Below are 22,720 nucleotides of genomic sequence, written 5' to 3' on the forward strand. Positions count from 1 at the left end.
CTTCTGATTCATGGATACGCACCAGTGTGGCAAAGCCCGGCGCCGCTGGCGGCGGCCATTTGCGGATACCTCCGTCAAAAATCTTGAAGCCGGCGCGCCCCCGTGCCGGCGCATGAGCGTGGGGTGGCCCACACAACGCTTCAAACAGTCCGGCATGCCCCTGGCAATCGGCTTATGATGGCAGGCATGGGGCGCGGTCCCGCACCGGCCTGCCCCGCAGCCCAAGGTGACGACGCGCGCCCCGGCGCGTCCGGTCCGGAGAACATCGTGGTCAAGCGCACCGCCCGCAGCCCGAGACTGCCCCATGCGAACTGGTGGCGGCCCGGCGTGTATGCCAGCGGACCGGCCGTGCTCCTGTGGATCGCGGCGCGCCTGCCGGCGCCGTGGCTGGCCGACCTGTTCAACCTGCCGAACGTCGCCGCGCTGCTCAACCACGGCGGCGACACGGTATTCGTGGCCGGCTGGCTGGCCAGCGCCGCGTGGCTGTGGTTCACGCGCCGGCGCGACGCCGCGCCGCAGGACCCGAGGCAATCGCAGGCGGACGCCGCCGCCGAGCCCCACGACCACACCCCGCACCGCGCCGGCTGAAGGCGTCGCGCCGGCGTCCCGCCGGTACTCCGGCAGCGCTGCCGCGCGCCCGCCTGCCCGCCTTGCCACGCTGCATGCCCGTGTCATACGGGTGTAATCTGGCGGGCACACGCGGGGTACGCCGCGCCATCCGGAGGCCTCCTGGATGTCTCCCCGAAGGCGCCCACGCGGGGCATGGCCGGCGAATCCTTTACCATGCTGCCTTTCCGTCCGCCCCGGCGCCCGCGCCGGGCACGGACCGCAATCCTTTCCCATCGCACCAAAAGCATCATGCAAGCCAACGCTGCCAACTCCCGGATTCCGGACATTTCCAAAGCCCAGCGACGAAGGGCCATCCTGGCCGCCACCATCGGCAACGGCCTCGAGTGGTTCGACTTCACCGTCTACAGCTTCTTCGCGCTCATCATCGCCAAGCTGTTCTTCCCCACCGGCAACGACCTCACCTCGTTCCTGCTGACCGTCGCCACCTTCGGCGTGGGCTTCTTCATGCGCCCGGTCGGCGCCATCGTGCTCGGCGTCTACGCCGACCGCGTGGGCCGCAAGGCGGCGCTGACGCTGACCATCCTGATGATGGCGCTCGGCACCGCCATCATCGGCCTGGCCCCCACCTATGCGTCGATCGGCCTGTGGGCGCCGGCGCTGATCGTGCTGGCCCGCCTGATCCAGGGCTTCTCGGCCGGCGGCGAGGTCGGCGGCGCCACCGCGTTCCTGATCGAGCACGCGCCCGACGAGGAGCGCGGCGTCTACGCGAGCTGGCAGCAGGCCAGCCAGGGCATCTCCTTCATGCTCGGCGCGGCGATGGGCGCGCTGGTGATCAACGGCCTGGCGCCCGAGCAGGTCGACGCCTGGGGCTGGCGCATCCCGTTCCTGTTCGGCCTGCTGATCGGCCCGGTCGGCATGTACATCCGCTCCCACCTCGAGGAGCCGCCCGCGTTCGAGGCGCGCCGCGCCGAACGCAAGGCCAGCAAGGTCAAGTTCTCGCCGCTGACGCAGGTGCTGCGCGACCACCCGCGCGAAGTGCTGGCCGGCCTCGGCGTGACCATCCTGTGGACGGTCTGCACCTACGTGCTGGTGTTCTACATGCCGTCCTACGCCAAGCAGCAGCTCGGCCTGCCGCTGGGCGCCACGTTCCAGTCGACCGCCATCTGCGGCGCCATCATCCTGGTGCTGTGCCCGCTGATGGGCATGCTGTCCGACCGCGTCGGCCGCAAGCGCATGCTGGGCACCGTGGCGCTGGCCATCGGCGTGCTGGCTTATCCGCTGTTCCACTGGCTCAACGTCTCGCCGACCACGCAGACGCTGCTGGAGGTGCAGATCGTGCTGGGCATCCTGCTGGCGGCCTTCACCGGCCCGGCGCCCGCGGTGCTGGCCGAGCAGTTCCCGACCGAAGTGCGCTCCACCGGCCTGTCGCTCGCCTACAACTTCGCGGTGACGATCTTCGGCGGCTTCGCCCCGCTGATCGTGACCTGGCTGATCACCTCGAGCGGCAGCAAGCTGGCGCCGGCCTACTACGTGATCGCCGCCGCCGCGGTGAGCTTCATCGCGCTGCTGTTCATGCACGACCGCACCGGCAAGCCGCTGCAGTGACGCGGCGGGCCGGCACGCAGGTCCGCCGGCGCACGCTGACACAAAAAAGGCCAACCGCGCGGTTGGCCTTTTTGCTTTCGTGGCGGCATGGCGCTCGCGCCTTTGCCGGCTACGTCTCGTTGTCGTCGTCGTCGCCGTGGATGTTGATGACGTGCCGCGCCGCGAACCACAGCGGCATGCCGGGCGCCATCTCGTCGGTGCAATAGGGCTGGTTGTCGAGCTCGCCGCGGTAGAGATCGCCCTCGCGGCCGGTGACGACCACCCACATGCGCTCCACGTGCTGCTCGTCGCGGTCCTGCTCGTCGGTGGTCAGGATGCGGAAGATCAGCTTGACGGCCTGGCCCGGCTGCAGCGCCTGGCGCACTTCGGGCGGCGGGACCCAGAAGGTCTCGGGATAGGCCTCGGCGATGGCTTCGCCGTCGTCGAGCTGCCAGCCGTCGTCTTCCAGGGTGGCGAGTCGTGGTTCCATGTCGATGTTCACAAGTTGAGGGGTCGGGCGCGCACGCCGCTGGCACGCATCGTATCAAAATGCCCGTGCCGCGGCGCGCACACGACAGCGCCGCCGCGCCGCCTTAAGATGGCGCATTCATGCCGAGAAGAGAAACCCGACGATGCCTGCCAGGAAGCAAGCCACCCCGCCGGAACGCCAGCGCTGCGGCTGGTGCGGAACGCTGGAAGACTACTGCCACTACCACGACCACGAATGGGGCTTCCCCGTCGACGACGACCGCCGCCTGTTCGAGAAGCTCTGCCTGGAGGGCTTCCAGGCCGGCCTGAGCTGGCTGACCATCCTGCGCAAGCGCGAAGCTTTCCGGCGCGCCTTCGCCAATTTCGACATCGAGAAAATGGCGCGCTTCGGCGAGAAGGACATCCAGCGCCTGCTCGGCGACGCCGGCATCGTGCGCCACCGCGGCAAGATCGAGGCGGCCATCAACAACGCGCAGCGCGCCCGCGAGCTGCTGGAAACCGAGTCCTCGCTGGCCGCCTATTTCTGGCGCTTCGAGCCCGACCCGGCCAGCCGGCCCACGGTGCTGACGCCCGAAGTCCTGCGCACGATGGCGATCTCGCCCGAATCCACGGCGCTGTCCAAAGACCTCAAGAAACGCGGCTGGCGCTTCGTCGGGCCCACCACCATGTACGCACTGATGCAGGCGATGGGACTCGTCAACGACCACCAGGACGGCTGCACCACGCGCGAGGAAGTCTTGCGGGCGCGCAAGGCATTCAAGGTTCCGCGCTGAACGGACGTAAACAGAAACAGGCGGGCAAGGGGTGCATATGTGCCGCGCCGCTTCGTTTACGTCCGTTCCCGGCAATGGTCGCCTTATGTCTTTCTGTATTGTTTACGTATACATAGATAGTAGTAGTAGGTAAACATGGCCTTCCCGCGTGGATAAGCCGGTTTTTCCCTTTCCAGTCAGTGACTTGCGGAAAAGATAAGTCACTAGGGAATACCCTTAGGCACGGGGATATCTCGAAACGTATGCCTGGGCGGCTTCCGCCGCCGCGAAGTTGTACGTATACGTCCCACAGCCCGCCCCCAGCCGGGACACAGCTTTCCGGCACGCTTATCCCCAGGCGGCGGCGTAGTTATCCACAATCGGGTGCGCTGGTATCTATGGTCGAGACTTCAGCATTGCGGGTCAGGCGCCGGATGCGCGGCTGTGCGTGTCCATGCGGACACAATTGTCCTGTGCCCAAGTGCGCGAACGCCTACACTGAAAGAGCCCAAGCTGCCGGTGGAGAACGATGTGATGCGCGTGCCTTGCATTTCCGCCCTGCTCGCCTTGCCCCTGCTGGGGCTGGCCGGCCCGGTCCATGCCCAGCCGACGATGCCCACCGCAGCCAGCGCCGCGGTGAGCGACGCCATCTCCAGCGCGGTGCAGCGCGGCGAGACGCCCTATCGCATGCCACCCGCCGCGGCCGGCGAAGACAGCGAATCCGTGCGCGCCGCGTGCGAAGCGCTGCTGCAGAGAGTGCGCGCCGCGCAGGCACAGCAGTCGCTGGTCGGCACCCGGCGCACCATCGAGGCCATCCCCGGGCTGACCAGCCCCAGCGCGGCCCGCGAGTCGGCGGCGCATGCGCTGGAGGCGGATTACCGCAGCCGCTGCGCGCAGGGGCGTGAGGGCGGGTGATGTGGGTACGCGCTTGTGCACAATGGCGGGCGCGCAATGAAAAAGGCCAACCGCTTGCGGTTGGCCTTTGACTTTGAATCCTGGTGGACCGAAGGAGGATCGAACTCCCGACCTCTGCATTGCGAATCTAAAAGTCCACTCATATGCAGCAATAGATCTAGCGTCATTTTGGCTTATTTGCCACAATCTTGCCACAGTGAACCAGAAGACGCCTGACGCATGGCAACAATTCGCAAGCGTGGCCCCTACCAGTGGGAAACTCAGATCCGCCGGAAGGGATACCCCGCGTAGAGCAAAACCTTCAATAGCAAGGCGGAGGCAGAGGCTTGGGCGGCGGTAATCGAATCAGAGATGGCGCGTGGAGTATGGACGAGCCGGGCGGAGGCGGAGGCAACTTCGCTCCATGAGGCCCTTGATCGCTATGAAAGGGAAGTACTTCCAAGTAAGCGAGGAGCAGATCCCGAGCGATCAGTCGTCCGTACCTGGATGGGACTTCCGATGTCCCGACGCGCCCTCGCAACCGTACGGAGTGCGGACATTGCTGGCGTCAGAGATGAGTGGCTGAAGCTGTACAAGCCAGCCACTGTCGTCCGGAGGCTAGCTGTCCTATCGCACCTGTTTAATGTCGCCCGTAAGGAATGGGGTATGGAAAGCCTTTCCAATCCAGTCGAGCTAGTCCGTAAGCCAGCACCCAACAATGGTCGGACCCGACGAATCGCGATATGCGCACCGAGCGCTCAGACGGAGTGCATGTCTGACGCTGACTCAGAACGTCGAACCAATGAAGGCGAGCTTGAGCGCGTAGTCGCGGCAAGTGAGTCGCGGCAACTCCCGGCAATCATTTGGATCGCCGTAGAAACCACAATGCGGCGTGGGGAGATTGTGGGGTTAAAATGGGAGCACATCGACCTCGATAGGCGTGTGGCCCACCTGCCTGCTACAAAGAACGGGAGCACTAGAGATGTGCCCCTCTCACCTCGCGCCGTCAACGTCTTAGGCGTGCTCCAACAAGAAAGAAGGCGCGCCGCCGTGGGGACTGGGCTTGTCTTCCCGATTCGGGCTGATGCGGTAACTCGAGCTTTCGAGCGCGCCGTGACGCGGGCGCGCAAGCTCTATCTTGATGAATGTGAGGCGGCAAACCTGCAAGCGGCCCCTAAATTCTTGGCCGACCTTAGGTTTCACGATCTGCGGCATGAGGCCACGTCGCGGTTGGCGTCGATCTTCCCCTTGCACGAACTGACAAAGATCACCGGCCACCGAGATCCGCGCATGCTGATGCGCTACTACCACCCTCGCGCGGAGGATTTGACAAGGAAGTTTGCGTGAGGTCGTCATGCGACGTCGCCGTGACATACGTCGTGAAGCCACCTAAAATCGGCTGAACGGTCAACGAGGCTTGTTTGTCGCAAGCCCTTGAAATTGAAGGGAAACCTCCTCCCTAGACCATTGATAGCGGAATTTTGAAATGTTAAGGGACACTCCGTGAATCCAACAGAGATCCAGCTTTCGGCGGCATCTCGTATGTTTTCTTCAGCAGTCATCAAAGAGATGTCAAAGAAGGGGGAGTCCGCCTTGTTCGCCCGTCTGTTGAATGAGACGGGCGTACAGGGCATGGATCGCGGCCTCAGCGTAGCTGATGCGTTCGATGAAGTGTTCTCGTTTCTACGCGCTGTTGGCAATCGCGACGAGTATATTTATAAGTCAGCTCTGACGAGCAAGATTTTACTTGGAAGGCATTCTCTAAATACGGCGTCGATGTTGACGGAGTTCCGCGTGGGGCTGTCGAGAGCGGATTTGATCATACTCAACGGCACTGCCACGGTTTACGAGATAAAGTCGGAGCGGGATTCACTTAAACGGTTGGAAAGCCAATTGGACGCATACCGGAAAGTATTCGCCCAAGTGTGCGTCATCGCGTCGGAAGAGTTTATCGATCGAACTTTACAGCTTGCCCCCACCGATGTTGGGGTGCTGGCTTTGTGCGGACGACATAGAATTACAACTGTTAGGAAGCCTCAAAACGCGCCAGGCAGAGTTTCTCCCGTTGCACTATTCGAGTCGATTCGCATCAGCGAGGCAAAGCAGATCCTGAGCAATCTTGGCGTTGAGATTCCCTCAGTGCCAAATACGCAGTTACATTCTGCACTCCGAGCGCAATTTGAATGTTTGGATCCTACGGCAGCACATGAACAAATGGTGAAAGTCCTAAAGTCGTCCCGTAGCCTGATACCTCTGGGCTATTTGGTAGAGAAATTACCCCGCTCTTTACACGCTGCCGCATTGACATTGAATTTGCCTAGGAAATTGCATGACAACTTGATACGCGCGGTTAATACCCCCCTCGAACGAGCACTTCGCTGGTTATAAGTAAAAAATGTACCATCCCTATTTTCGTGGAAAGCAGTACGAACTTATTACTATCAGAGAAAATGCAGAACTTATCTCTGAATCGGGTTTTACTCCAATAATTGAGCCAGTTCGAGAAGCGCTATCAGGACTCGACCGTGCGCTTGCCGCCCTCCTTGAAAAGGATGGACGAGCGATTGTTATTGTCAACCCTCACCACGGTGAGCACGCAGGTCGCGGCGACGGAATTACTGCGCTGCTGCAGGATCAATACGCCGAAAATGCTAGTATCTCGCCGGGAATTCTACTAAAAGAGCAAACAACGATCGAAGATGCTCTTCGCTGCTTCGCGCTCCACGAAAGAGCGAATCCGACGTTAATTCACGCCGGGTTTACTGAAGGGGTGCAACTTGCAGACCAACTCGGTCGCAGGGTTGGGGAGATACGACATATTTTCTTGGACGATCAGTCCGGTCGGCTTTATCGTCGAAATTTTCGAAGCAATCAGCAAATTCTCGTTAGAGATGGCTTTCAGAAACGGCGAAATAAGGACCACCCCCCTGTCGAATTTTTCTCGGATCTTCACGTCACATATGAAGAGGAGGGAATGAACGGGTTCGGCGACTACTTGACGGTTGGTGACGATTTTTCTGAAGGTGGAGGCCCGGCTTATGCCATCGCCATCCATTTGACCTTCATTGACTCGAACAATGACGATGCAATGTTCGTGCATCATTTCCTTTCAGAACGCCAAGATACTCCGACTGACCCAGCGGGGAAATTTGCTGAAGCGCTGAGGGCGATGATAATAGAACTAGACCGGCCAGACAGCCCAGTCTTGGAAACGCAAGCCGTTCAGGAGTTCCGCGAACTACATCGCAAAGGGCATTATCCTGGTTTGGGATATGTTAAAAAACTCTCAATGCAGCATCATATTGAGACGTTAGCGGACTATCTTGATCGGTGATTCGGATGCGTTGTTGCGCAAATTGTTTCGGCGATCTCGGACTTGATCGAATATTTCCATCCAAGGCTGAAGCGAACGGCAGGTGTAGTTACTGCGATACAGAGAACGTCCTCCTGGCCAAGCCCGAAGGCTTGGGTGATATTTTCTCTGCGGTAATTAACATCTATGACGAGGATCCGGCGGGAAAAGGGCTTGTCGAGTGGATGCGGACGGATTGGGCTATTTTTCGCCATCCGCGGATGGACGATTTTCGCGCAAAAGACCTTTTGGCCGCTATCACGGGCATCGACGATATTGGGCGCCGTACATTTATCCCATCCGAAAGATTCAAGAGCGACCGATTGGTTCGCTGGGAGAAGCTTCGCGATGAATTGAGAAATACCAATCGATATTTCCCCGATGCGCAATTGGATAAAGGGCGTCTAGAAGAACTGCTAGGGTTTTTAAGGGCTGAAAATATGCCGACTCGCTGGTATCGGGCTCGCATACAACCCGGTGAAGTAGTTTTCCCTATTGATCAGATGGGAGCACCCCCAGGTCGGGTAGCATCCCACGGCCGGGCGAATCCGCCCGGAATACCCTATCTTTATATTGGATCATCTCCGCAGACGGCTATTGCAGAAATTCGGCCGCACACGGGGGAATTGGTTTCTGTCGCGGATTTTTTAATAGATCCAGCGACGTTGCGACTCGTCGATTTGCGCGCTCCAAAGGAACATATTTCTCCTTTTGAGATCGGTGACGAGGATAAAATCGGCGCCCTTCGAAGCGATATCGCTTTCTTGGAGAGGCTCGGGGACGAGCTAACGCGACCGGTGGTGCCGCAAGGGGCCGCGGTTGAGTATGTGCCGAGTCAGTACCTTTGTGAGTTTATTAAAAAGGCAGGGTGGAACGGAGTTGTGTATCGAAGCTCGATGAGCGACGGAATTAATCTTGCACTCTTCGAACCTGCGATCGCAAAGCCAGGCGACGTATCCGCTTGGAACGTCTCGCGAGTTTCTATCGATGTAAGACAACTCTAGTTGATTGCTAGCTTTCAGATGTGAGGACTCGGAGTGCGGGTAGGAGGAAGCCACACCTCCGGCTTCGCCAGGCTTTCCATCGCCGTGGCCGGTACCGCTACGGCTTCACCCCACTCAGGGGATGTTTGAGGAAGTGCTCCCGCAGAGCGTTTGCAACTGCTTTTTCCTTGTGCTCAATGGCCAACGCCAGAATCTCTGAGCCGCTCTTCCACCGTATCGGATATTTCGTCCGTTTTTTTTGTTCGGCTTCGAGCCGCGCGCGGGCATCCGTAGAGAATTCTCCCGAAGTCCACAATTCGAACGTCAAGTTGGCTTCTCTTAGATGGGGTTGTGTCCTGAGGTGAGCCTGCATCGTGGGGATTTTCGACAACCATTTGCCGACCTCAGCGTCCGTGACTTCTCCTCCTGGCTCGCGGCCCTTGCACTCGATTGCAGTGCAGTCGGCCTTTTGGGCGGTAATCTTCAAGATGTCAATGTCGGCCTGGGCCCCGCTTTTGGGGTCCATTGCGCGAATGCCCATGTCTATGGAAACTGCGTCCCGCCTCGCGAGATAGGCGGCCATCAGCTCAAATAGTGGCCCGCGGAGGTTGCCTGCGCGGCCTTCGATTTCGCTTAGATTGTTGATGAGCCCTACGAGTCTGTCGGACGAGTCCGAAGAGGCATAGGCCGCCGCGCGGTTCATTGTCTCAAGCAAAGCTTTGAGTGCTTGGCCGACGCGCGGACCGAAGAGAGCACTCGGCGTGGCCATTAGCACTCCGGCTGCATGCCCGGTGGTCAACGCCTGGCCGGTAAACCCATCTGCAACTAGAACCGGGAGTACCGTGCCTCCAGTAAGGGTTGCGTGCAATGCTTGGGCTTTCCTGACGAAATAACGAACCTGGTATTCATCAAGTATCCCTTCCGAAAAGACATCGGCGACCAAGAAGCCGGGATTGGCTACCTTGCCGCGTCGTAGCGACAACAGATAGCTGGGACCTGCTAGGTCGAAATTGAACTGCTGAATAGGTTCAAGTTCTGGTTCTCCTCGAATTCGAATCTGATTGTACGACGCGGCACCAATGCGGCGTGCCCACTCCCTGAGCCCGTCCAAGATGATTCGCTCGGCTACACCACGCGGCTTCATGCCATCGACGTCAGCATGACCAATTTCGTAACGTCCAACTACCACGACGCGAGTATCCCCGATGTGTCTCTCAGACAGCAGCCCGGCGGAGTTTAATCGGTCCAACACTGTCTCGGCCGTGACCTGCTTTTTTACCGGGCGGCAGGTGGCACCGCTTACGACCGAAAACTCTTTCGATTCCACAGCACCCCGGCGCGCAAGCACGCCATCAAGCGCCATTCCGTACACTGAGCCTGTACTTCGAAGGTCCCGCTGAAGCGCTTGCCAGAATCGCTCTTCAGTACGCTGAGCCTCCGCATACATGAAGCGTGCACCCTTTGGCAGAAGCGGCACTGGGAATGTCCGAATTGGGGGCCTAATGCGCGAAACTCGCTTGCGAGCGGCATCGGCTGAGACACCCTGCGACACAAGCCATGCCGCCACTGAGGAGGACAGCTGCGGTCCCTCGGCTTCCAAGTAGTCTTCGATACTATGCATGGTGGTGGTCGATGTCACACAGCTTAATTTATTACCGATACTACCATTGCCCCCTCGATTTTCTTTGTTGTGCAAAAAATATATGTAAATCAATAGCTTATAGGACATCCAGCGATGAGGCATGTCCAGCGCTTGTCCACGGACGTTCCTGCGAAGGGGCTACCAACTCTGAAAAAAGGGGCATCACGCGCATATCAGAGCAGCTTACGGTGCTCATCTACGACGCGGCGAGCCCTACGCGCCAGGGCAGCGCCAAGAAGCCCGGAGCCACGCATTGACGCCAAGAGGAGCTGCGCCGGACTTTAATTGGCCCCTTCCACGGCAATTCCGAACACCACGTAGGCCGACGAGCCTCTATAGACACCACAAGCTTTAGCAGCTGAAGAGCGCGTTGGAGACCGCTGCGGGCCGCGCTACAGATTTACCAACCCGCAAGTTTCAAGCGGCCCAGCACAGATCGTTGAGGGCTAACAATTAGGCGGCGGTAGCCGGCCCCCACTGGGCCGGCCCCCTTGAGCGCATCTTGCGCGAACGGGCGGCGAAGTTAAATGACCGGCTTACCGATTAGCTACGATTCAATCGAGATCCATCGTCGCGCCGGCGACGCTAGTGGAAACGCAACAGTTCACGCTCGCCAATTCGAGGATTGGCCAGGACGCCTATCGCGATGCGCTCTTCGCGCATTGGAAGGGTTGCTCTGTCACTGGCTGCCGAGTCGCGGCCGTTCTGGTAACCAGCCACATCAAGCCCTGGAGTCAATGCGAGACCGCGCGTGAGCGCCTCGACGTCGCAAACGACTTGCTTCTCATCCTGAATCTCGACCGGATGTTCGACCTCGGCTTGATCAGCTTTGACGAGAATTTCCGGCGCCTGTTGAGCTCATCTTTGCGACCAGGAGATATGTTGCATCTTAACGTCACGCCTCACATGAAGCTTACCTGCTTGCGCTGTATGAGCGGCATGACGTGGGAGGCTTTCGTTTGCGCCACCTGACACTCGAAGAACGAAGCTTGGAAACACGAGAAGAACTGGGCAATCTTCGTACACACCGAACAGTGCTTGTGGTTGGTGAGCCCAAACAGGACCTCAGACTGCGTTAATCTCGTCACCCTACTGTCCCGCAGAATGTCCAGCATGACGACCAATCACATCACCGCATTTCGCAAATGCATTCAAGATCGACAAGACTCTCAACCTCAGCGAAGCCGCACCGTTGATTGAGGCAATATACGACGCTCAGAGCGAGGCGTACGCGGCCGTTTGGGGCGATGACTGGGACACCCCAGCGGTGGGCTTTCGAGCGCAGACGCTGTTCAATCTACTCTCCCGCACGTACGAGCATGCGCAGGCAATGCTGGTCGCCAGTGTAACGGGGTCACCTGCTAGCTCAGAGGTCCTGGGCCGCACCGTCATTGAGGGCGCCATCAACGTGACCTATCTTGCTGCGAAAGGGAATCCAGGAATGCTGCTCAACTTTCTTCATTCGTGGGTATCCGAGCACAAGAAGAAGCTCACCGACTGGAGGCAGCTAATCGCGGACAGTGCTCCGCCTGAAGTGCTCGATCGCATCGACATCCGTCAGAGCCTGCTTGGACCGCTAACCACGTACCTTGAGGGCGCCGAAGTCCACTGTGGGTTGGCAGCGGAGCGATCCAGCTCCCCTTGGCCAAAGCAATTGCTCCATCGATTTCAGGCTTTGGGTCGCGAGGAGGCCTACTTCGAGTGCTACCACCGCCTCAGTGGTGCATGTCATCTAACCGGCGAGGACACGATCAACTACCTCATTTCCCAGGAGATGTCGCAAGACGTGCAAGTGCGCTTGGGAACGGAGGCTTGGGCTTACTCCCGAATGATGACGATGTTCTCGAGCCTGTTTTTCCTCGATGCCGCCAAGGCATGTGCTCAAGCCTTCGGTGGCACGATCCAGTCCCTTGATGCGCATCACATACGCATCGTGCAAGAAATCGTGAAGATCAGCCCAGCCGCCGGTGTACCCAACGCCGCGTAGGTGCGTCTTTCGGGTGAACAAGGGACTTCGAGCGCAAATTTCGATCGTCTGAGTCCAGTCTGGGCCACCGGCTGGCAAGTCGACGAGGACCGTGGCCAAAACTTTAGCGGCTAAAAAAATTCGGCGGTAGCTGTTTGCGTCGCAGAGCAGGATTCCCGTTGAGCGCCCTTGGCGCGAATGAGGGAAAGCGAAGGTAGCTGGCCGGCTTGCCGGTTAGCTAACTTCACATATCCTGCCTGTGGTTCTCGCCTTTATTTTTCCTTTAGACAAGCACGATGGCATTCTCGGGAAGCTTTATCGATGCAGCATCGGAGCTTTATCGCAATGCTACCGAACCTTTACAATAACTTTATTGCCCGACGTAAACCGCCCAGACGAGTCGACGGATGTGCCGGCGCATCCCTTTCCCTCAGGGAGGGCAGGAGGGGGTGTATTCGGCGTGAGGCAGCCGTTTAGCATTTGGAACAACGCTGGGGGGGCGATTCGGCGTAGACGCACGCATGCCGTGAACGGCCTAACTGACCGCTGTCGCTACCGCTGCAGCTACTTGCTACATGACCCACATGACTGCTCGCAGATATCTAGCCGAACGCATCCGGGAAGAGCGCGAAATCCGACAGTTTCTTCACCCCAGAACATTCCGGAACAAGCGTCGGATCCTGATTTCGCTCCTTCGACAGCCAGCGAGACGGGTGGTGATACGTAGGAAACTAGTTCTATTGACGCTTCGGGAGCGGCTGGCACGAGCAGCGAAGGCTGCGGAAAGCACTTATCCACAAGCTCCCCACGGTAGAGATAGGTAGAAGAAAGGTAGAGGGGTTGGGCGATGCCCGGAAAGCCAACACTAGCTTGGCTTTCCAGCACAGACCTGGAACGCAACCCCGAAAAGGCGGAACGTTACCCCGAAGAAGTGGAAGGCAACCCCGATCCGCGCGGAAGGCTACCCCGTTCGCTAAAGCTTATTCCAAGAGATTTGCTCCTTTCCTCTCTTGCTCAGCTCGATACGTGTCCGCGCCACGATTTCCAAGCGCTCCAGTTCCAGAATTGCTCCCATCAAGGACTTCTTGAATTTCCGCATTGGGCTCATGTAATGAAGTTTGGCCTTGAGCCAACCCAGCTCAAACCTTTGCGTCGCATCGCTTGACGTTGCGATGAGGCGCTGCAACGCCTTGGCCATATCCTGCCCTTGTGCAATTTGCATGCGTTTGTCCCAGTCGATCATGGCCCACTCTCTATTCCCGTACATGAGAGGCCACCTTGGATCGATGCGAAGCATGTATTCATTGGTCTCGGGATCAAGGTCGAAGCCCTCGATCAGATGAAGCACGCTACTTCTCGGCGTCCTACCGATCTGAAGCTTGACCCGGTCTCCATCTCGTACCTCGATAGAGAGCATAGCGAAGCTCAACGCCTTCATCGTTCGATGCAACCAATCGTATTCCCAACGACCGCTATGTCGTCCAATGGCTTCCAGGAACTTTTTCCGATTGATGGGGACGGGTATCCCGAGAGGAACCTTTGATGCCTCATGCATGGCCTGCATCCAAACGTCGGCCTGGGATTCATCAAGCTGTTCGCCTGAGAACCAAATAACCGCGTCGCGACGACTGACAAGCAGAGTATCTTTGTAAATACGCTTTTCCTTTCTCGCCACCGGCGCATACAGGCTCGACCTTGCAAGATGGTTTGGCATCGCGCGCATAAAATCTTCTAATCCGGGTAAGAAGAGTTGCGTTGGTGAGGCCGCCTCTGCTTCCCTTCTTGCCGCCAGGCGCTTGGCCGCGACGGCAGCTGTTTGATGCAGCCTCGCAATCGGATCCAGGTCTCTGAGTTGTGCAACGTCAGTCAGATCTTCCGCAAGGACAGTCATCGCCCAACCCTCACGTTAAGCAACGGACTCGTGGCACCTCCGGTGAAGTTCTGTTGCCTCTGCCTGGCAACTTGCTCTGCCTTAGTCGGACGACCCCGTCGCGATTGCCGCAATTGAGGTTCAGAAGAATCTTCGTTGCCCGCGGGCAGAGAAACATGTTGCGCCAGCCATTGCTCGACATCCTCAGCACGCCATAACAGCCGTCTCGTACCAGGAAGCCGGCAGATGGGGGGAAGGGATTGCGGATTACGCGTAGCGTCGCTACGAACGCTCGCGACGGACTTGTGGAGGCATTGCGCCAGTTGATCGACCGTCAGGAGGACGGCCGGCATCGCGACAGATGACTGTCTTATTTCGATAACCCAGTAAGCCGGCTAGGGTCATCGAGCAGTTGCGCCGTTGGACTACTCGGTGATTGACCTGGGCGACACCGGGGCCCGGCCTTGTGTGTGTGTGAAATCACGATGTCGAGGGGAGCCCGCAGTACAGACGGGGCTCTGTAGTCATCGAACCAACTGCGCAGGGCGCAGTTGGCCGGTAGTTGACCTGGGCGACACCGAAGCCCGGCCTTGTGGGTGTGAAGTCACGGCGTCAGGTACGTATGCCCGCGTAGCAGGCGAGCAAAGTCTAGCAGCAGTGTTGCGCAGTGTCATGCACCGCGTCAGGTGTGGCACGTTGGTCAGATGCCACAAATCTGCCACACCCGAAGTGCAAAACTCCGCATCCCAAAGCAAAACAACGCACCACATCGCTAGACGTAGTGCGTTGTTTTACAAGGGAAATTCTGGTGGACCGAAGGAGGATCGAACTCCCGACCTCTGCATTGCGAACGCAGCGCTCTCCCAGCTGAGCTATCGGCCCGTAAGCGGAGATTGTAGCGTAGTTTTCACCGCCGCATCAATCACCTGTGCATCATGCCGCCATGCCGGCGTTGCCTTCCATGCCACGCACCGTCGGCAGGTTCAGCGGCCGGGCCGTGACCTCGCCGCGCGCGCGCAGCCATTGGGCCATCAGGTCCCAGATTGGCGGGCTGCCGGCGTGGCGGGCCTCTTCCGAGACGGGTGCCCAGCCGGCGACCTTGTAGGTGCGGGCGGCGTCGACGGGCTGGCCCTTGAGGCGCATGTCGGTGATGCGGCGGCCCATGCCGGCGTTGGGGTCGATGGTGTATTGCAGGCCGCCCACGCGCACCATGTCGCCGCCTTGCTGGTAGTAGGGATCGGGGTTGAACAGGTTGTCCGCCACGTCTTCCAGGATGGTCTTGATGGTTTCGCCCGTCATGGTGGCGACGGTGGTGTGCGGATAGGTGATGGCGGTCTGGTCCATCAGGCTTTCCATCGTGATGGCTTCGCCGGGCAGCAGCGTGGTGCCCCAGCGGAAGCCGGGCGAGAAGGCGATCTCGGCGCCCTGCACGTCCATCAGGCCGTCGAGGATGAGCTGGTCGAAGGTGCCGTTGAAGTTGCCGCGGCGGTACAGCAGGCCGGTGTTGCGCGCGAGCACTTCGCCGAGCTGTTGTTCGTAGGGGGCGCGCACGCGGGCGATGAGCGCGTCCATGCCGGGGTCGGCGGCGAGGTAGTTGGCGAACACGGGCAGCAGGCGGTAGCGGAAGTCGCGCGCCTTGCCGTCCTTGACGTCGAAGTCGAGCACGCCGAGGAACTTGCCGTTGGAGCCGGCGTTGGTGACGAGCGTGGTGCCGCCGGCGTTCTTCACGGCCACCGGCGCGGGCATGCCGTCGTGGGTGTGGCCGCCGAGGATGGCGTCGAGCCCGCGCACGCGCGAGGCGAGCTTGAGGTCGACGTCCATGCCGTTGTGCGACAGCAGCACGACCACCTGCGCGCCCCTGGCGCGCGCCTGCTCGATGACCTGCTGGAGGTTTTCCTCCTGGATGCCGAAGGTCCAGTCGGGCACGAAGTAGCGCGGGTTGGCGATGGGCGTGTAGGGAAAGGCCTGGCCGACGATGGCGACCGGCACGCCGTTCATCTCGCGGATCACGAACGGGTCGAAGACGGGGTCGCCGAAGTCGGCGGTCTTGATGTTCTGGGCGAGGAAGGCGACCTTGCCCTTGAAGTCGCGCTCGACGATCTCGGTGACGCGCTCGGCGCCGAGCGTCATTTCCCAGTGCGGCGTCATCACGTCGACGCCGAGCGCGAGCGCGGCGTCGACCATGTCCTGGCCGCGCGTCCACAGCGCGGTGGCGGAGCCTTGCCAGGTGTCGCCGCCGTCGAGCAGCAGCGCGCCGGGCCGGCCGGCCTTGAGCTGCCGCACCAGCGTGGCGAGGTGGGCGAAGCCGCCGACCTTGCCGTAGCGGCGCGCGGCCTCGGTGAAGTCGAGGTACGTGAACGCATGCGCCTGCGCGCTGCCGGGCGCGATGCCGTAGTGGCGCAGTAGCGCCTGGCCGACCAGGTGCGGCGGCTTGCCGGCGTAGTCGCCCACGCCGAGGTTGACGCTGGGCTCGCGGAAATGGAGCGGGCGCAGCTGGGCGTGGCAGTCGGTGAAATGCAGCAGGTGCACGTTGCCGAAGCGCGGCACGTCGTAGAGCTTGCCGGCAGCCTGCGCGGCCTGGGCGTCGGTGGCGGGAAAGGCCATGCCGCCGGCGCCGGCGATGGCCAGCACCTGCAGGAACTCGCGTCGGTTCATTGTCTCTTCCTGTGGTCTGCGCGCGCCGGTGCCGGCCGCGGCCCGGCGTCGGGTGCTCGCTTCATCGCCAGCGTCATCGCCGGCTAGTTCGCGTAGCGGGCCAGCGCGGCGACGTCTTCCTCCAGCATCTCGCCAGCTTCCTTCTGCACCACTTTGCCGCCGGCGTCGATCACGTACAGCTCGGGCAGGCCGCGCCGCTTGCCGAGCACGGCGCGCAGCGCGGGCGTATCCATCGCGGCGGGGAAGGTGTAGCCATGCTTGGCCATGTAGGCGCCGGCTTCCTTCGGGTCCTTGTCGATGCTGACCGCCAGCACCTGCAGGCCGCCCCGGGCGCCGCCGATGCTGTCGTAGAGCTTCTGCAGGCGCGGGTTCTGCAAGGCGCAGAACGGGCACCACGACGCCCACACTTCCAGCACCAGCGGCTTGCCGGCCCACTGCGCCGGCGCCACCGTGCGGCCGTCGAGCAGCTGCACCGGCGGCAGGTGCACGGTGTCGCCGACTTCGAGCGCGGCGGCCGCGCCGCTCCAGGCCAGCGCGGCGAGCAGCAGCGCGGCGCCGGTGCGGCGCGCCAGGCGGGCGGCGGTCATGGCCGCGCCTTTACTGGTTGACCGGCGAGGCCGGGTCGAGCAGCAGCGCCATCACGTCGCGGATCTGCTGCTCGGTGAGGATGCCCTTGTGGCCGAAGCGCGGCATGTTGGAGCAGGCGGTGTACGCGCTGGAATCCCAGATCTTGCCCCAGGTGTACCTGACCACCGCTTCGGAGTTGCCGCGCAGCTTGCCGTACTGGTACAGCGAGGGGCCGATGTTGCCGAACGAGATCTCGGCCTTGGTCATCTGGTGGCAGGCGTAGCAGTTGGCGCCGTTGACGCCGCCGACGGGGTCGGAGAACTGCATGCCGCGCCCGTTCTGCGCGGTCTTCTCGCCTTCCTTCCAGTCGCCGAGGTAGTGGCCGTCGGCCGGGTACTTGACCTGCTTGAGCTCGGCGGCCTCGATCTTCTTCGCCACGGCCGCCGGCACCTTGGTGCGGTCCGGGTAGTCGCTGCACGCTTCCTGCATGGCGTCGCGCTCGAGCACGCCGGCCAGGGTGGCGGGGCCCTTGGACGAGAAGGAACTCTCGATCAGCTTGCGCATGTCGGCGTCGCTGGTGCCGGCGTCGGCGCTGGCGGCCGCCTTGGCGGCCAAGGTGGCCGGTCTGCCCCTGGCGGGCTTCGCGCTGTCCTGCGCATGGGCCGCGCCCGCGCCGGCCAGCATGGCGAAGGCGGCGGCGAGCGTGGCGAGTGTCGCTTGATTGGTCTGTTTCATCTGTGCTCTCTCCCGCTCAGCGCTTGAGCGCCGGACCGTCGTAGGTGCCGCCGTTGGCGTTCTTCGCCAGGAACAGGCTCAGCGCGGTGATCACGTCGGAACCATAGGCGGGCTCGGGAAAGCGCTGCTGGCGCAGGCAGTCGTAGAGGCGGTGCTGCATGGTGCGTACCTCGCCCTGCGAGACGCGGTAGGCCGGCCATGTGGTGTAGGCCGCCTGCGCGCCCTGCTGCGTCAGCAGGTTGGGCAGGTCCTGCAGGCGGATGCGCTGGCCGTCCACGGCGTGGCAGGTGGCGCAGGCGAAGTCGTAGGCGCCGCCGCGGTAGAAGAACATCTTCTGGCCGAGCGCGTAGACGCGCTTTTCCTCCGGGGTGTCGAGCTGCACGTTCATCTTCACGCCGCGCGACTCGCCGGCCAGGAACGAGACCAGGCGCTCGATGTCGGACGGCTTGCCGGTGGAGGCGAACGGGTTCCTGGTCGCCTCTTCCTGCGTCAGGCCCTGCAGCGTCACGCGGCAGTAGGCCAGGCGCTGCTCCAGGTCCATCACGCGGCCGGTGTCCTTGAACAGGCGCGGCAATTCCGCGTACGCGCCCTTGGTCACGCCGGGACCCTTGCCGAGGTCGCACTGCTCGAGCGAGACGTTCTTCGGGCCGGCCGGCTTTTTCCACAGTTCCTCGCCGGCGGCTTCCCACAGTTCGGCGGGATTGCCCTCGGCCAGCATCTGCCGGTACTTGGCGATTTCCTCGGCGGTGCTGCCCTGGGCATGCACGGCCGCGCCGGCCAGCGCCAGGGTGCCGGCCAACGCCAGCGCGGCGCCGGCATGGCGGCGTCTGATGGTCTTCATGGGGCTCTTCTCCTCAGGGCCTGGCGAGCCCCGCGCGCTGGCACGCCGGGCCGAGGCCGTCTTATTGCTTGTCTTCCCGCCGGGCCGGCGGCTCCGGCCCGCTCGCCGTCAGGGCTTGATGTACGCGTAGTCTTCCTCGAACTGCAGGCGGGCCACCTCGACCACGCCGGCCTGCACCACCTTGGCTTCCATCGACAGGCTGGATTCGGGAATCTTGCGCGCCGCCAGCGTGTTGCGGCATACGCGGAACTCCACGCCGGAACTGGCCAGCGAGGCGATGGCCGCCTCGAAGGTATTGCCGCGCGCGTCGCGCGCGCCTTCGACGATGAAGTCCACGCCGTAGCCGAAGGCCACCACCACGATCTTGGTGTCGGGCGCGGCATTGAGGTGGTTGCGCAGGTTGGCCATCGCGCGCACCGCCTGGTCCGTGCCTTCGGACAACTGGTAGACCACCTTGACGCGCCCGCCCTTGCCGCTCTTGCCGCCGGCCGCCGCCGGGGCCGGAGCCGCCTGCGCCGCTGCCTTGGCCGACAGGCCGATGGCGGCCAGCGCCGCCGTTGCCCGAATAAATGCTCGCCGCATGATTGCTTATCCTTCCGGTCTGGCCCCCGCGCGCCACATGCGCCGGCCCGGGCCCGACATTCGCCCTGAACCATAGCAGAGGATGCCGCGGGCCGCTTGGCCGGTGGGCGGCGTCAGGAAATGGTGGCTTCGTCGGTGCGCTTGTCGCCGCGGTTGTCGACCCAGGTCACGGTGACCTTGTCGCCCTTGGCGCCGCCCTTGAACTTGAAATTCAGGAACGGGTCCTTGGAAACCGCCGTGCCGAACTGGGCCTGGAACACTTCCTTGCCGTTGCACACGACGGTCACGTTCTGGATGTGCCAGGCCGGGATGGTCTTGCCGTTCGCGTCCTTGCGCTGGCCGGTTTCCATGTCGTGCTTCATCAGGATCTTGACGTCGACCACGCCGCCATTCTCGGCGGCTCGTACGCGCATCGGGTCTGCCATGTTCTGTGCTCTCTCGGTAAGGTTGGGGCTGGGGGATGTGGGCGATCGCGGGGCGGGGCTTCAGCCGCCGCAGCCGCCGAGCGTCACCTTGATTTCCTTGGACGCCACATACCATTTGCCGCCGGCCTTGACGGCGGCGTGCACCACCGAGGTCTGGCCCATCTTCACGCGGGTGGAGACGAAGGGCTCGGTGCCCGCCGGGATGGTGAAGTCGGCCGCCAGCGTGTAGGGGTTCTTTTCCACCAGGATGGCGATCTGCTCGGTGCCGGGAATGTTGCTGGTCACGGAGACCGGCACCACGGCGCCGTTCTCGGCGATGTCGGGGGCATTGAAGACGATGGCGCTGCTCTTCTCGGTGCCGCTGCCGCCGAGCGCCTTGATCACGTCCGCCACGCTCTTGCCGTCGAAGGCGGTCTTGTTCCACTCGGCAGCCTGGGCTTCGCTGATGAGGCCGGTGGCGGCCATCAGGGCCAGCACCGAGGTGAGCCGCAGCACATCTCTTCGTTTCGGATTCATTTGTCTACCTTTTTCCTGCGTTTTCCGTTCCGGCCCGGTGCGCCGGCGGCCGCGGGCGGCGCCTGCCCGCCCGCGGCCGGTCCGGGCAATGCCTTACTTCGAGGGGGCGCCGGCCAGCACCCACTCCACGACCGTCTTCAGGTCGGCGTCGCTCAGGCCCGCGTTGGCCGGCATCGGCACCGGACCCCACACGCCCGAGCCGCCGCCCTTGACCTTCTTGGTCAGCGTCGCCAGGGCGTTCCTGTCGCCCTTGTACTTGGCGGCCACGTCCTTGTAGGCCGGGCCGACGAGCTTCTTGTCGATCTGGTGGCAACCCATGCAGGCGTTCTTGTTGGCGATTTCCTGTGCCTTGGCGGCATCGACGGCCGCGTTGGCCGAGGCCGCGCAGGCCAGCATCAGGGCTGCAATGACAAACTGCTTCATGTTGTTCGCTCCGAATCCATGTGAGCCGTGGGGACGGCGATGTGCCGCGCCCGGGGGCGCGGGGGGCATGCCGGCCGCCCCACCGGGCACGGAAGCGGCCAGCCCGCTATTTTGCCTCAAGATCCGGTCGGCCACGGTGCGCGGCGCGCAACGGGGGATGCCGCGCCGGCCGGCGGGCGCGGAGCCGGCAACTGGCGCGGCGGGCGGGGCGGCGGGCGGCGCGGCGCGGGTGGGGTAGCGGATGAAGCCGCGGATGGGGCGGCGGACGCGCTCAGGCGAGCATGTCGCGCCAGATCGCGTCGGCCCACGCCTGCGCGTAGCTGCCTTCGAGCGCGCTGGGCGCCGGCGACAGCCCGCCCGAGCCGGGCACCGTGAGCATGGTGCGCTGCGCCGCGTCGTAGCGGTGCACGCTGGCGATGTGGATGGCCTCGCGCGCCGAGGTGAAGCTGTAGCAGGTGTTGTTGTAGAGCGGCTCGGGGTCGGGCTCGCGCCCGGCCAGCAGCGCGACGATGGCGGCGGCGGCCACCTTGCCGTGCTGGTTGGCCATGTGGCCGGACTTGGGCATCAGCGGCGCGATCTGGATGGCGTCGCCGAGCACGTGGATGTTGGCCGCGGCCTTGGCCTCGAAGGTGAGGAAATCCACTTCGCACCATTTGCCGTTGGCCGTGGCCAGCCCGCTGGCCACGGCGATCGCGCCGGCGCGCTGCGGCGGCAGCAGGTTGATGACGTCGGCGCGCTCGTCGTCCTGCACGTCGAACTTGAGCGTGCGCGTGGCGGGGTCGACGTCGACGGTGTTGTACTGTGGCCGGTACTCGATCATGCCCGGGTAGCGCGCGGCCCAGGCCTGCCTGAACAGCGCGCCCTTGGAGGTGATGTCCGGGTTGGCGTCGAGGATCAGCACCTTGCTGCGCGGCTTGGCGCGCAGGAAATAGTCGGCCACCAGGCAGGCGCGCTCGTAGGGGCCCGGCGGGCAGCGGTACGGCGCCAGCGGGATGGTGATGGCGAAGGTGCCGCCGTCGCGCATGGCCTCGAGCTGGCGGCGCAGCGCCACGGTCTGCGCGCCGGCCTTCCAGGCATGCAGGATGTGCTCGCCGCCGGGCTGCGCGAGGCCCGGGATCTCGCCGGACAGCACTTCCACGCCCGGCGACAGCACCAGCCGGTCGTACGGCAGCGTGGCGCCGCCGCCGAGCCGCACCACGCGGCGCGCCGCGTCGATGGCGCCGACGTGGTCGCGCACCACCTTCACGCCGTGGCGCGCGGCCAGCGCATCGTAGGACAGCGTGATGTCGCCGATGGCCTTGCCGCCGCCCAGCACGTGGTTGGACAGCGGGCACGAGACGAAGCTGGCCTCGGGCTCGACCAGCGTGACCTCGATGCCGTGCCCGCTCCATTCGCGCAGGTAGCGCGCGGCGGTGGCGCCGCCGTAGCCGCCGCCGACCACCACCACTTTCGCTGCGCGCGTGGCGGCCGCGGCCCGCGCGGCCTGCGCGCCGAGCAGCGCCGTGCCGGCGAGCGCGCCGAGGAATTCGCGTCTTTGCATGGTTGTTCTCCTGGCGGGAAGGGGTGGGAGCGCGCGGCTCAGCGCACGCCGGCGAACCAGCCGGCGATGGCTTCGATCTGCGCGTCGCTGTAGCCCCTGGCGATCTGCTGCATGACGGTTGCCTCGCGCCTGCCCTGCTTGAAGTCCTGCATCAGGCCGGCTAGCTCGGACTGGCCGCGGCCGGCCAGCGCCGGCACCGGGCTGCCCGCGGGCGCGCGCCCGGCGGGGCCGTGGCAGCCGGCGCAGGCGGCGGCCCAGTTGCGCGCCCGCAGCGCGCTGGCGCTGGCGCTGGCGGTATCGGCAGCGGCGGGCGCCTGCGCGCGCGCGGCGCCCG

22 protein-coding genes, 1 tRNA gene and 1 pseudogene are annotated in these 22,720 nt (G+C 62.9%); 10 read left to right on the forward strand and 14 right to left on the reverse strand.

Annotated features, from left to right (window positions below; genetic code table 11):
- Positions 1-267 precede the first annotated feature (267 nt).
- Positions 268-588: a hypothetical protein gene (locus KF708C_RS04210; RefSeq protein ID WP_020206465.1), complete on the forward strand. Its 321-nt coding sequence runs from the start codon at positions 268-270 to the stop codon at positions 586-588.
- 270 nt (positions 589-858) lie between these two features.
- Positions 859-2,175: an MFS transporter gene (locus KF708C_RS04215; protein ID WP_020206466.1), complete on the forward strand. Its 1,317-nt coding sequence runs from the start codon at positions 859-861 to the stop codon at positions 2,173-2,175.
- 109 nt (positions 2,176-2,284) lie between these two features.
- Here KF708C_RS04215 and KF708C_RS04220 read toward each other — a convergent pair whose 3' ends face one another.
- Positions 2,285-2,644, reverse strand: a complete 360-nt coding sequence (locus KF708C_RS04220) for a hypothetical protein (RefSeq protein ID WP_059410858.1) — start codon at positions 2,642-2,644, stop codon at positions 2,285-2,287.
- 142 nt (positions 2,645-2,786) lie between these two features.
- Here KF708C_RS04220 and KF708C_RS04225 point away from each other — a divergent pair, with 142 nt between their 5' ends.
- The 6 genes and pseudogenes from KF708C_RS04225 to KF708C_RS34330 all read left to right on the forward strand — a co-directional run bounded on the left by KF708C_RS04225 (position 2,787) and on the right by KF708C_RS34330 (position 8,645).
- Positions 2,787-3,416 carry a DNA-3-methyladenine glycosylase I gene (locus KF708C_RS04225; RefSeq protein WP_059410842.1) on the forward strand — a complete coding sequence of 210 codons (630 nt, stop codon included), beginning with the start codon at positions 2,787-2,789 and terminating at the stop codon, positions 3,414-3,416.
- A gap of 519 nt (positions 3,417-3,935) precedes the next feature.
- Complete coding sequence (locus KF708C_RS04230; RefSeq protein ID WP_156173721.1) at positions 3,936-4,310, forward strand: hypothetical protein; 375 nt, start codon at positions 3,936-3,938, stop codon at positions 4,308-4,310.
- Positions 4,311-4,529: 219 nt separating this feature from the next.
- Positions 4,530-5,636 (forward strand): annotated as a pseudogene (locus KF708C_RS37000) (integrase).
- A 156-nt stretch (positions 5,637-5,792) separates the two neighbouring features.
- A complete protein-coding gene (locus tag KF708C_RS34320; protein WP_231586380.1) occupies positions 5,793-6,677 on the forward strand; it encodes a sce7726 family protein in 885 nt (294 codons plus the stop codon).
- Between the two features lie 7 nt (positions 6,678-6,684).
- Positions 6,685-7,623 (forward strand): sce7725 family protein, encoded by a 939-nt coding sequence (locus KF708C_RS34325; protein ID WP_082079426.1) that lies wholly within the window; start codon positions 6,685-6,687, stop codon positions 7,621-7,623.
- 131 nt (positions 7,624-7,754) lie between these two features.
- Positions 7,755-8,645 carry an RES family NAD+ phosphorylase gene (locus KF708C_RS34330; RefSeq protein ID WP_231586381.1) on the forward strand — a complete coding sequence of 297 codons (891 nt, stop codon included), beginning with the start codon at positions 7,755-7,757 and terminating at the stop codon, positions 8,643-8,645.
- 97 nt (positions 8,646-8,742) lie between these two features.
- Here the strand turns inward: KF708C_RS34330 and KF708C_RS35435 are convergent, their stop codons facing one another.
- Entirely contained in the window at positions 8,743-9,987 is a 1,245-nt protein-coding gene (locus KF708C_RS35435; protein WP_197090311.1) for a hypothetical protein, read from the reverse strand.
- 867 nt (positions 9,988-10,854) lie between these two features.
- Here KF708C_RS35435 and KF708C_RS04250 point away from each other — a divergent pair.
- A complete protein-coding gene (locus tag KF708C_RS04250; protein ID WP_059410847.1) occupies positions 10,855-11,238 on the forward strand; it encodes an HNH endonuclease in 384 nt (127 codons plus the stop codon).
- A gap of 220 nt (positions 11,239-11,458) precedes the next feature.
- Positions 11,459-12,253: a DUF5677 domain-containing protein gene (locus KF708C_RS04255; protein ID WP_059410848.1), complete on the forward strand. Its 795-nt coding sequence runs from the start codon at positions 11,459-11,461 to the stop codon at positions 12,251-12,253.
- A 952-nt stretch (positions 12,254-13,205) separates the two neighbouring features.
- Here the strand turns inward: KF708C_RS04255 and KF708C_RS35440 are convergent.
- The 12 genes from KF708C_RS35440 to KF708C_RS04315 form a co-directional block, all read right to left on the reverse strand.
- Positions 13,206-14,123 (reverse strand): plasmid stabilization protein, encoded by a 918-nt coding sequence (locus KF708C_RS35440; protein ID WP_156173725.1) that lies wholly within the window; start codon positions 14,121-14,123, stop codon positions 13,206-13,208.
- A 785-nt stretch (positions 14,124-14,908) separates the two neighbouring features.
- Positions 14,909-14,984, reverse strand: a tRNA-Ala gene (locus KF708C_RS04265).
- Positions 14,985-15,035: 51 nt separating this feature from the next.
- Positions 15,036-16,757: a thiosulfohydrolase SoxB gene (gene soxB, locus KF708C_RS04270; protein ID WP_059410850.1), complete on the reverse strand. Its 1,722-nt coding sequence runs from the start codon at positions 16,755-16,757 to the stop codon at positions 15,036-15,038.
- An 83-nt stretch (positions 16,758-16,840) separates the two neighbouring features.
- On the reverse strand, positions 16,841-17,344 hold the full coding sequence (locus KF708C_RS04275; RefSeq protein WP_020206471.1) for a TlpA family protein disulfide reductase: 504 nt from the start codon (positions 17,342-17,344) through the stop codon (positions 16,841-16,843).
- Positions 17,345-17,354: 10 nt separating this feature from the next.
- Positions 17,355-18,059: a sulfur oxidation c-type cytochrome SoxX gene (soxX, locus tag KF708C_RS04280; protein ID WP_020206472.1), complete on the reverse strand. Its 705-nt coding sequence runs from the start codon at positions 18,057-18,059 to the stop codon at positions 17,355-17,357.
- A gap of 16 nt (positions 18,060-18,075) precedes the next feature.
- A complete protein-coding gene (gene soxA, locus KF708C_RS04285) occupies positions 18,076-18,900 on the reverse strand; it encodes a sulfur oxidation c-type cytochrome SoxA (RefSeq protein WP_059410851.1) in 825 nt (274 codons plus the stop codon).
- Between the two features lie 108 nt (positions 18,901-19,008).
- The gene (locus tag KF708C_RS04290) at positions 19,009-19,482 is read right to left on the reverse strand and encodes a DsrE family protein (protein ID WP_059410852.1); all 474 of its coding nucleotides are present in this window, start codon (positions 19,480-19,482) and stop codon (positions 19,009-19,011) included.
- Between the two features lie 113 nt (positions 19,483-19,595).
- Positions 19,596-19,907, reverse strand: a complete 312-nt coding sequence (gene soxZ, locus KF708C_RS04295) for a thiosulfate oxidation carrier complex protein SoxZ (RefSeq protein WP_029044341.1) — start codon at positions 19,905-19,907, stop codon at positions 19,596-19,598.
- Between the two features lie 60 nt (positions 19,908-19,967).
- Positions 19,968-20,423, reverse strand: coding sequence for a thiosulfate oxidation carrier protein SoxY (soxY, locus tag KF708C_RS04300; RefSeq protein WP_029044342.1), 456 nt, complete (start codon positions 20,421-20,423; stop codon positions 19,968-19,970).
- Positions 20,424-20,516: 93 nt separating this feature from the next.
- Entirely contained in the window at positions 20,517-20,846 is a 330-nt protein-coding gene (locus tag KF708C_RS04305; protein ID WP_059410853.1) for a c-type cytochrome, read from the reverse strand.
- A 271-nt stretch (positions 20,847-21,117) separates the two neighbouring features.
- A complete protein-coding gene (locus KF708C_RS04310) occupies positions 21,118-22,386 on the reverse strand; it encodes an NAD(P)/FAD-dependent oxidoreductase (RefSeq protein WP_059410854.1) in 1,269 nt (422 codons plus the stop codon).
- Positions 22,387-22,424: 38 nt separating this feature from the next.
- On the reverse strand, positions 22,425-22,720 hold a 296-nt coding region (locus tag KF708C_RS04315), incomplete at its 5' end, for a c-type cytochrome (RefSeq protein ID WP_059410855.1).

It is taken from the genome of Cupriavidus basilensis (assembly GCF_000876015.1).
Classification (GTDB): Bacteria; Pseudomonadota; Gammaproteobacteria; order Burkholderiales; family Burkholderiaceae; genus Cupriavidus; species Cupriavidus basilensis_B.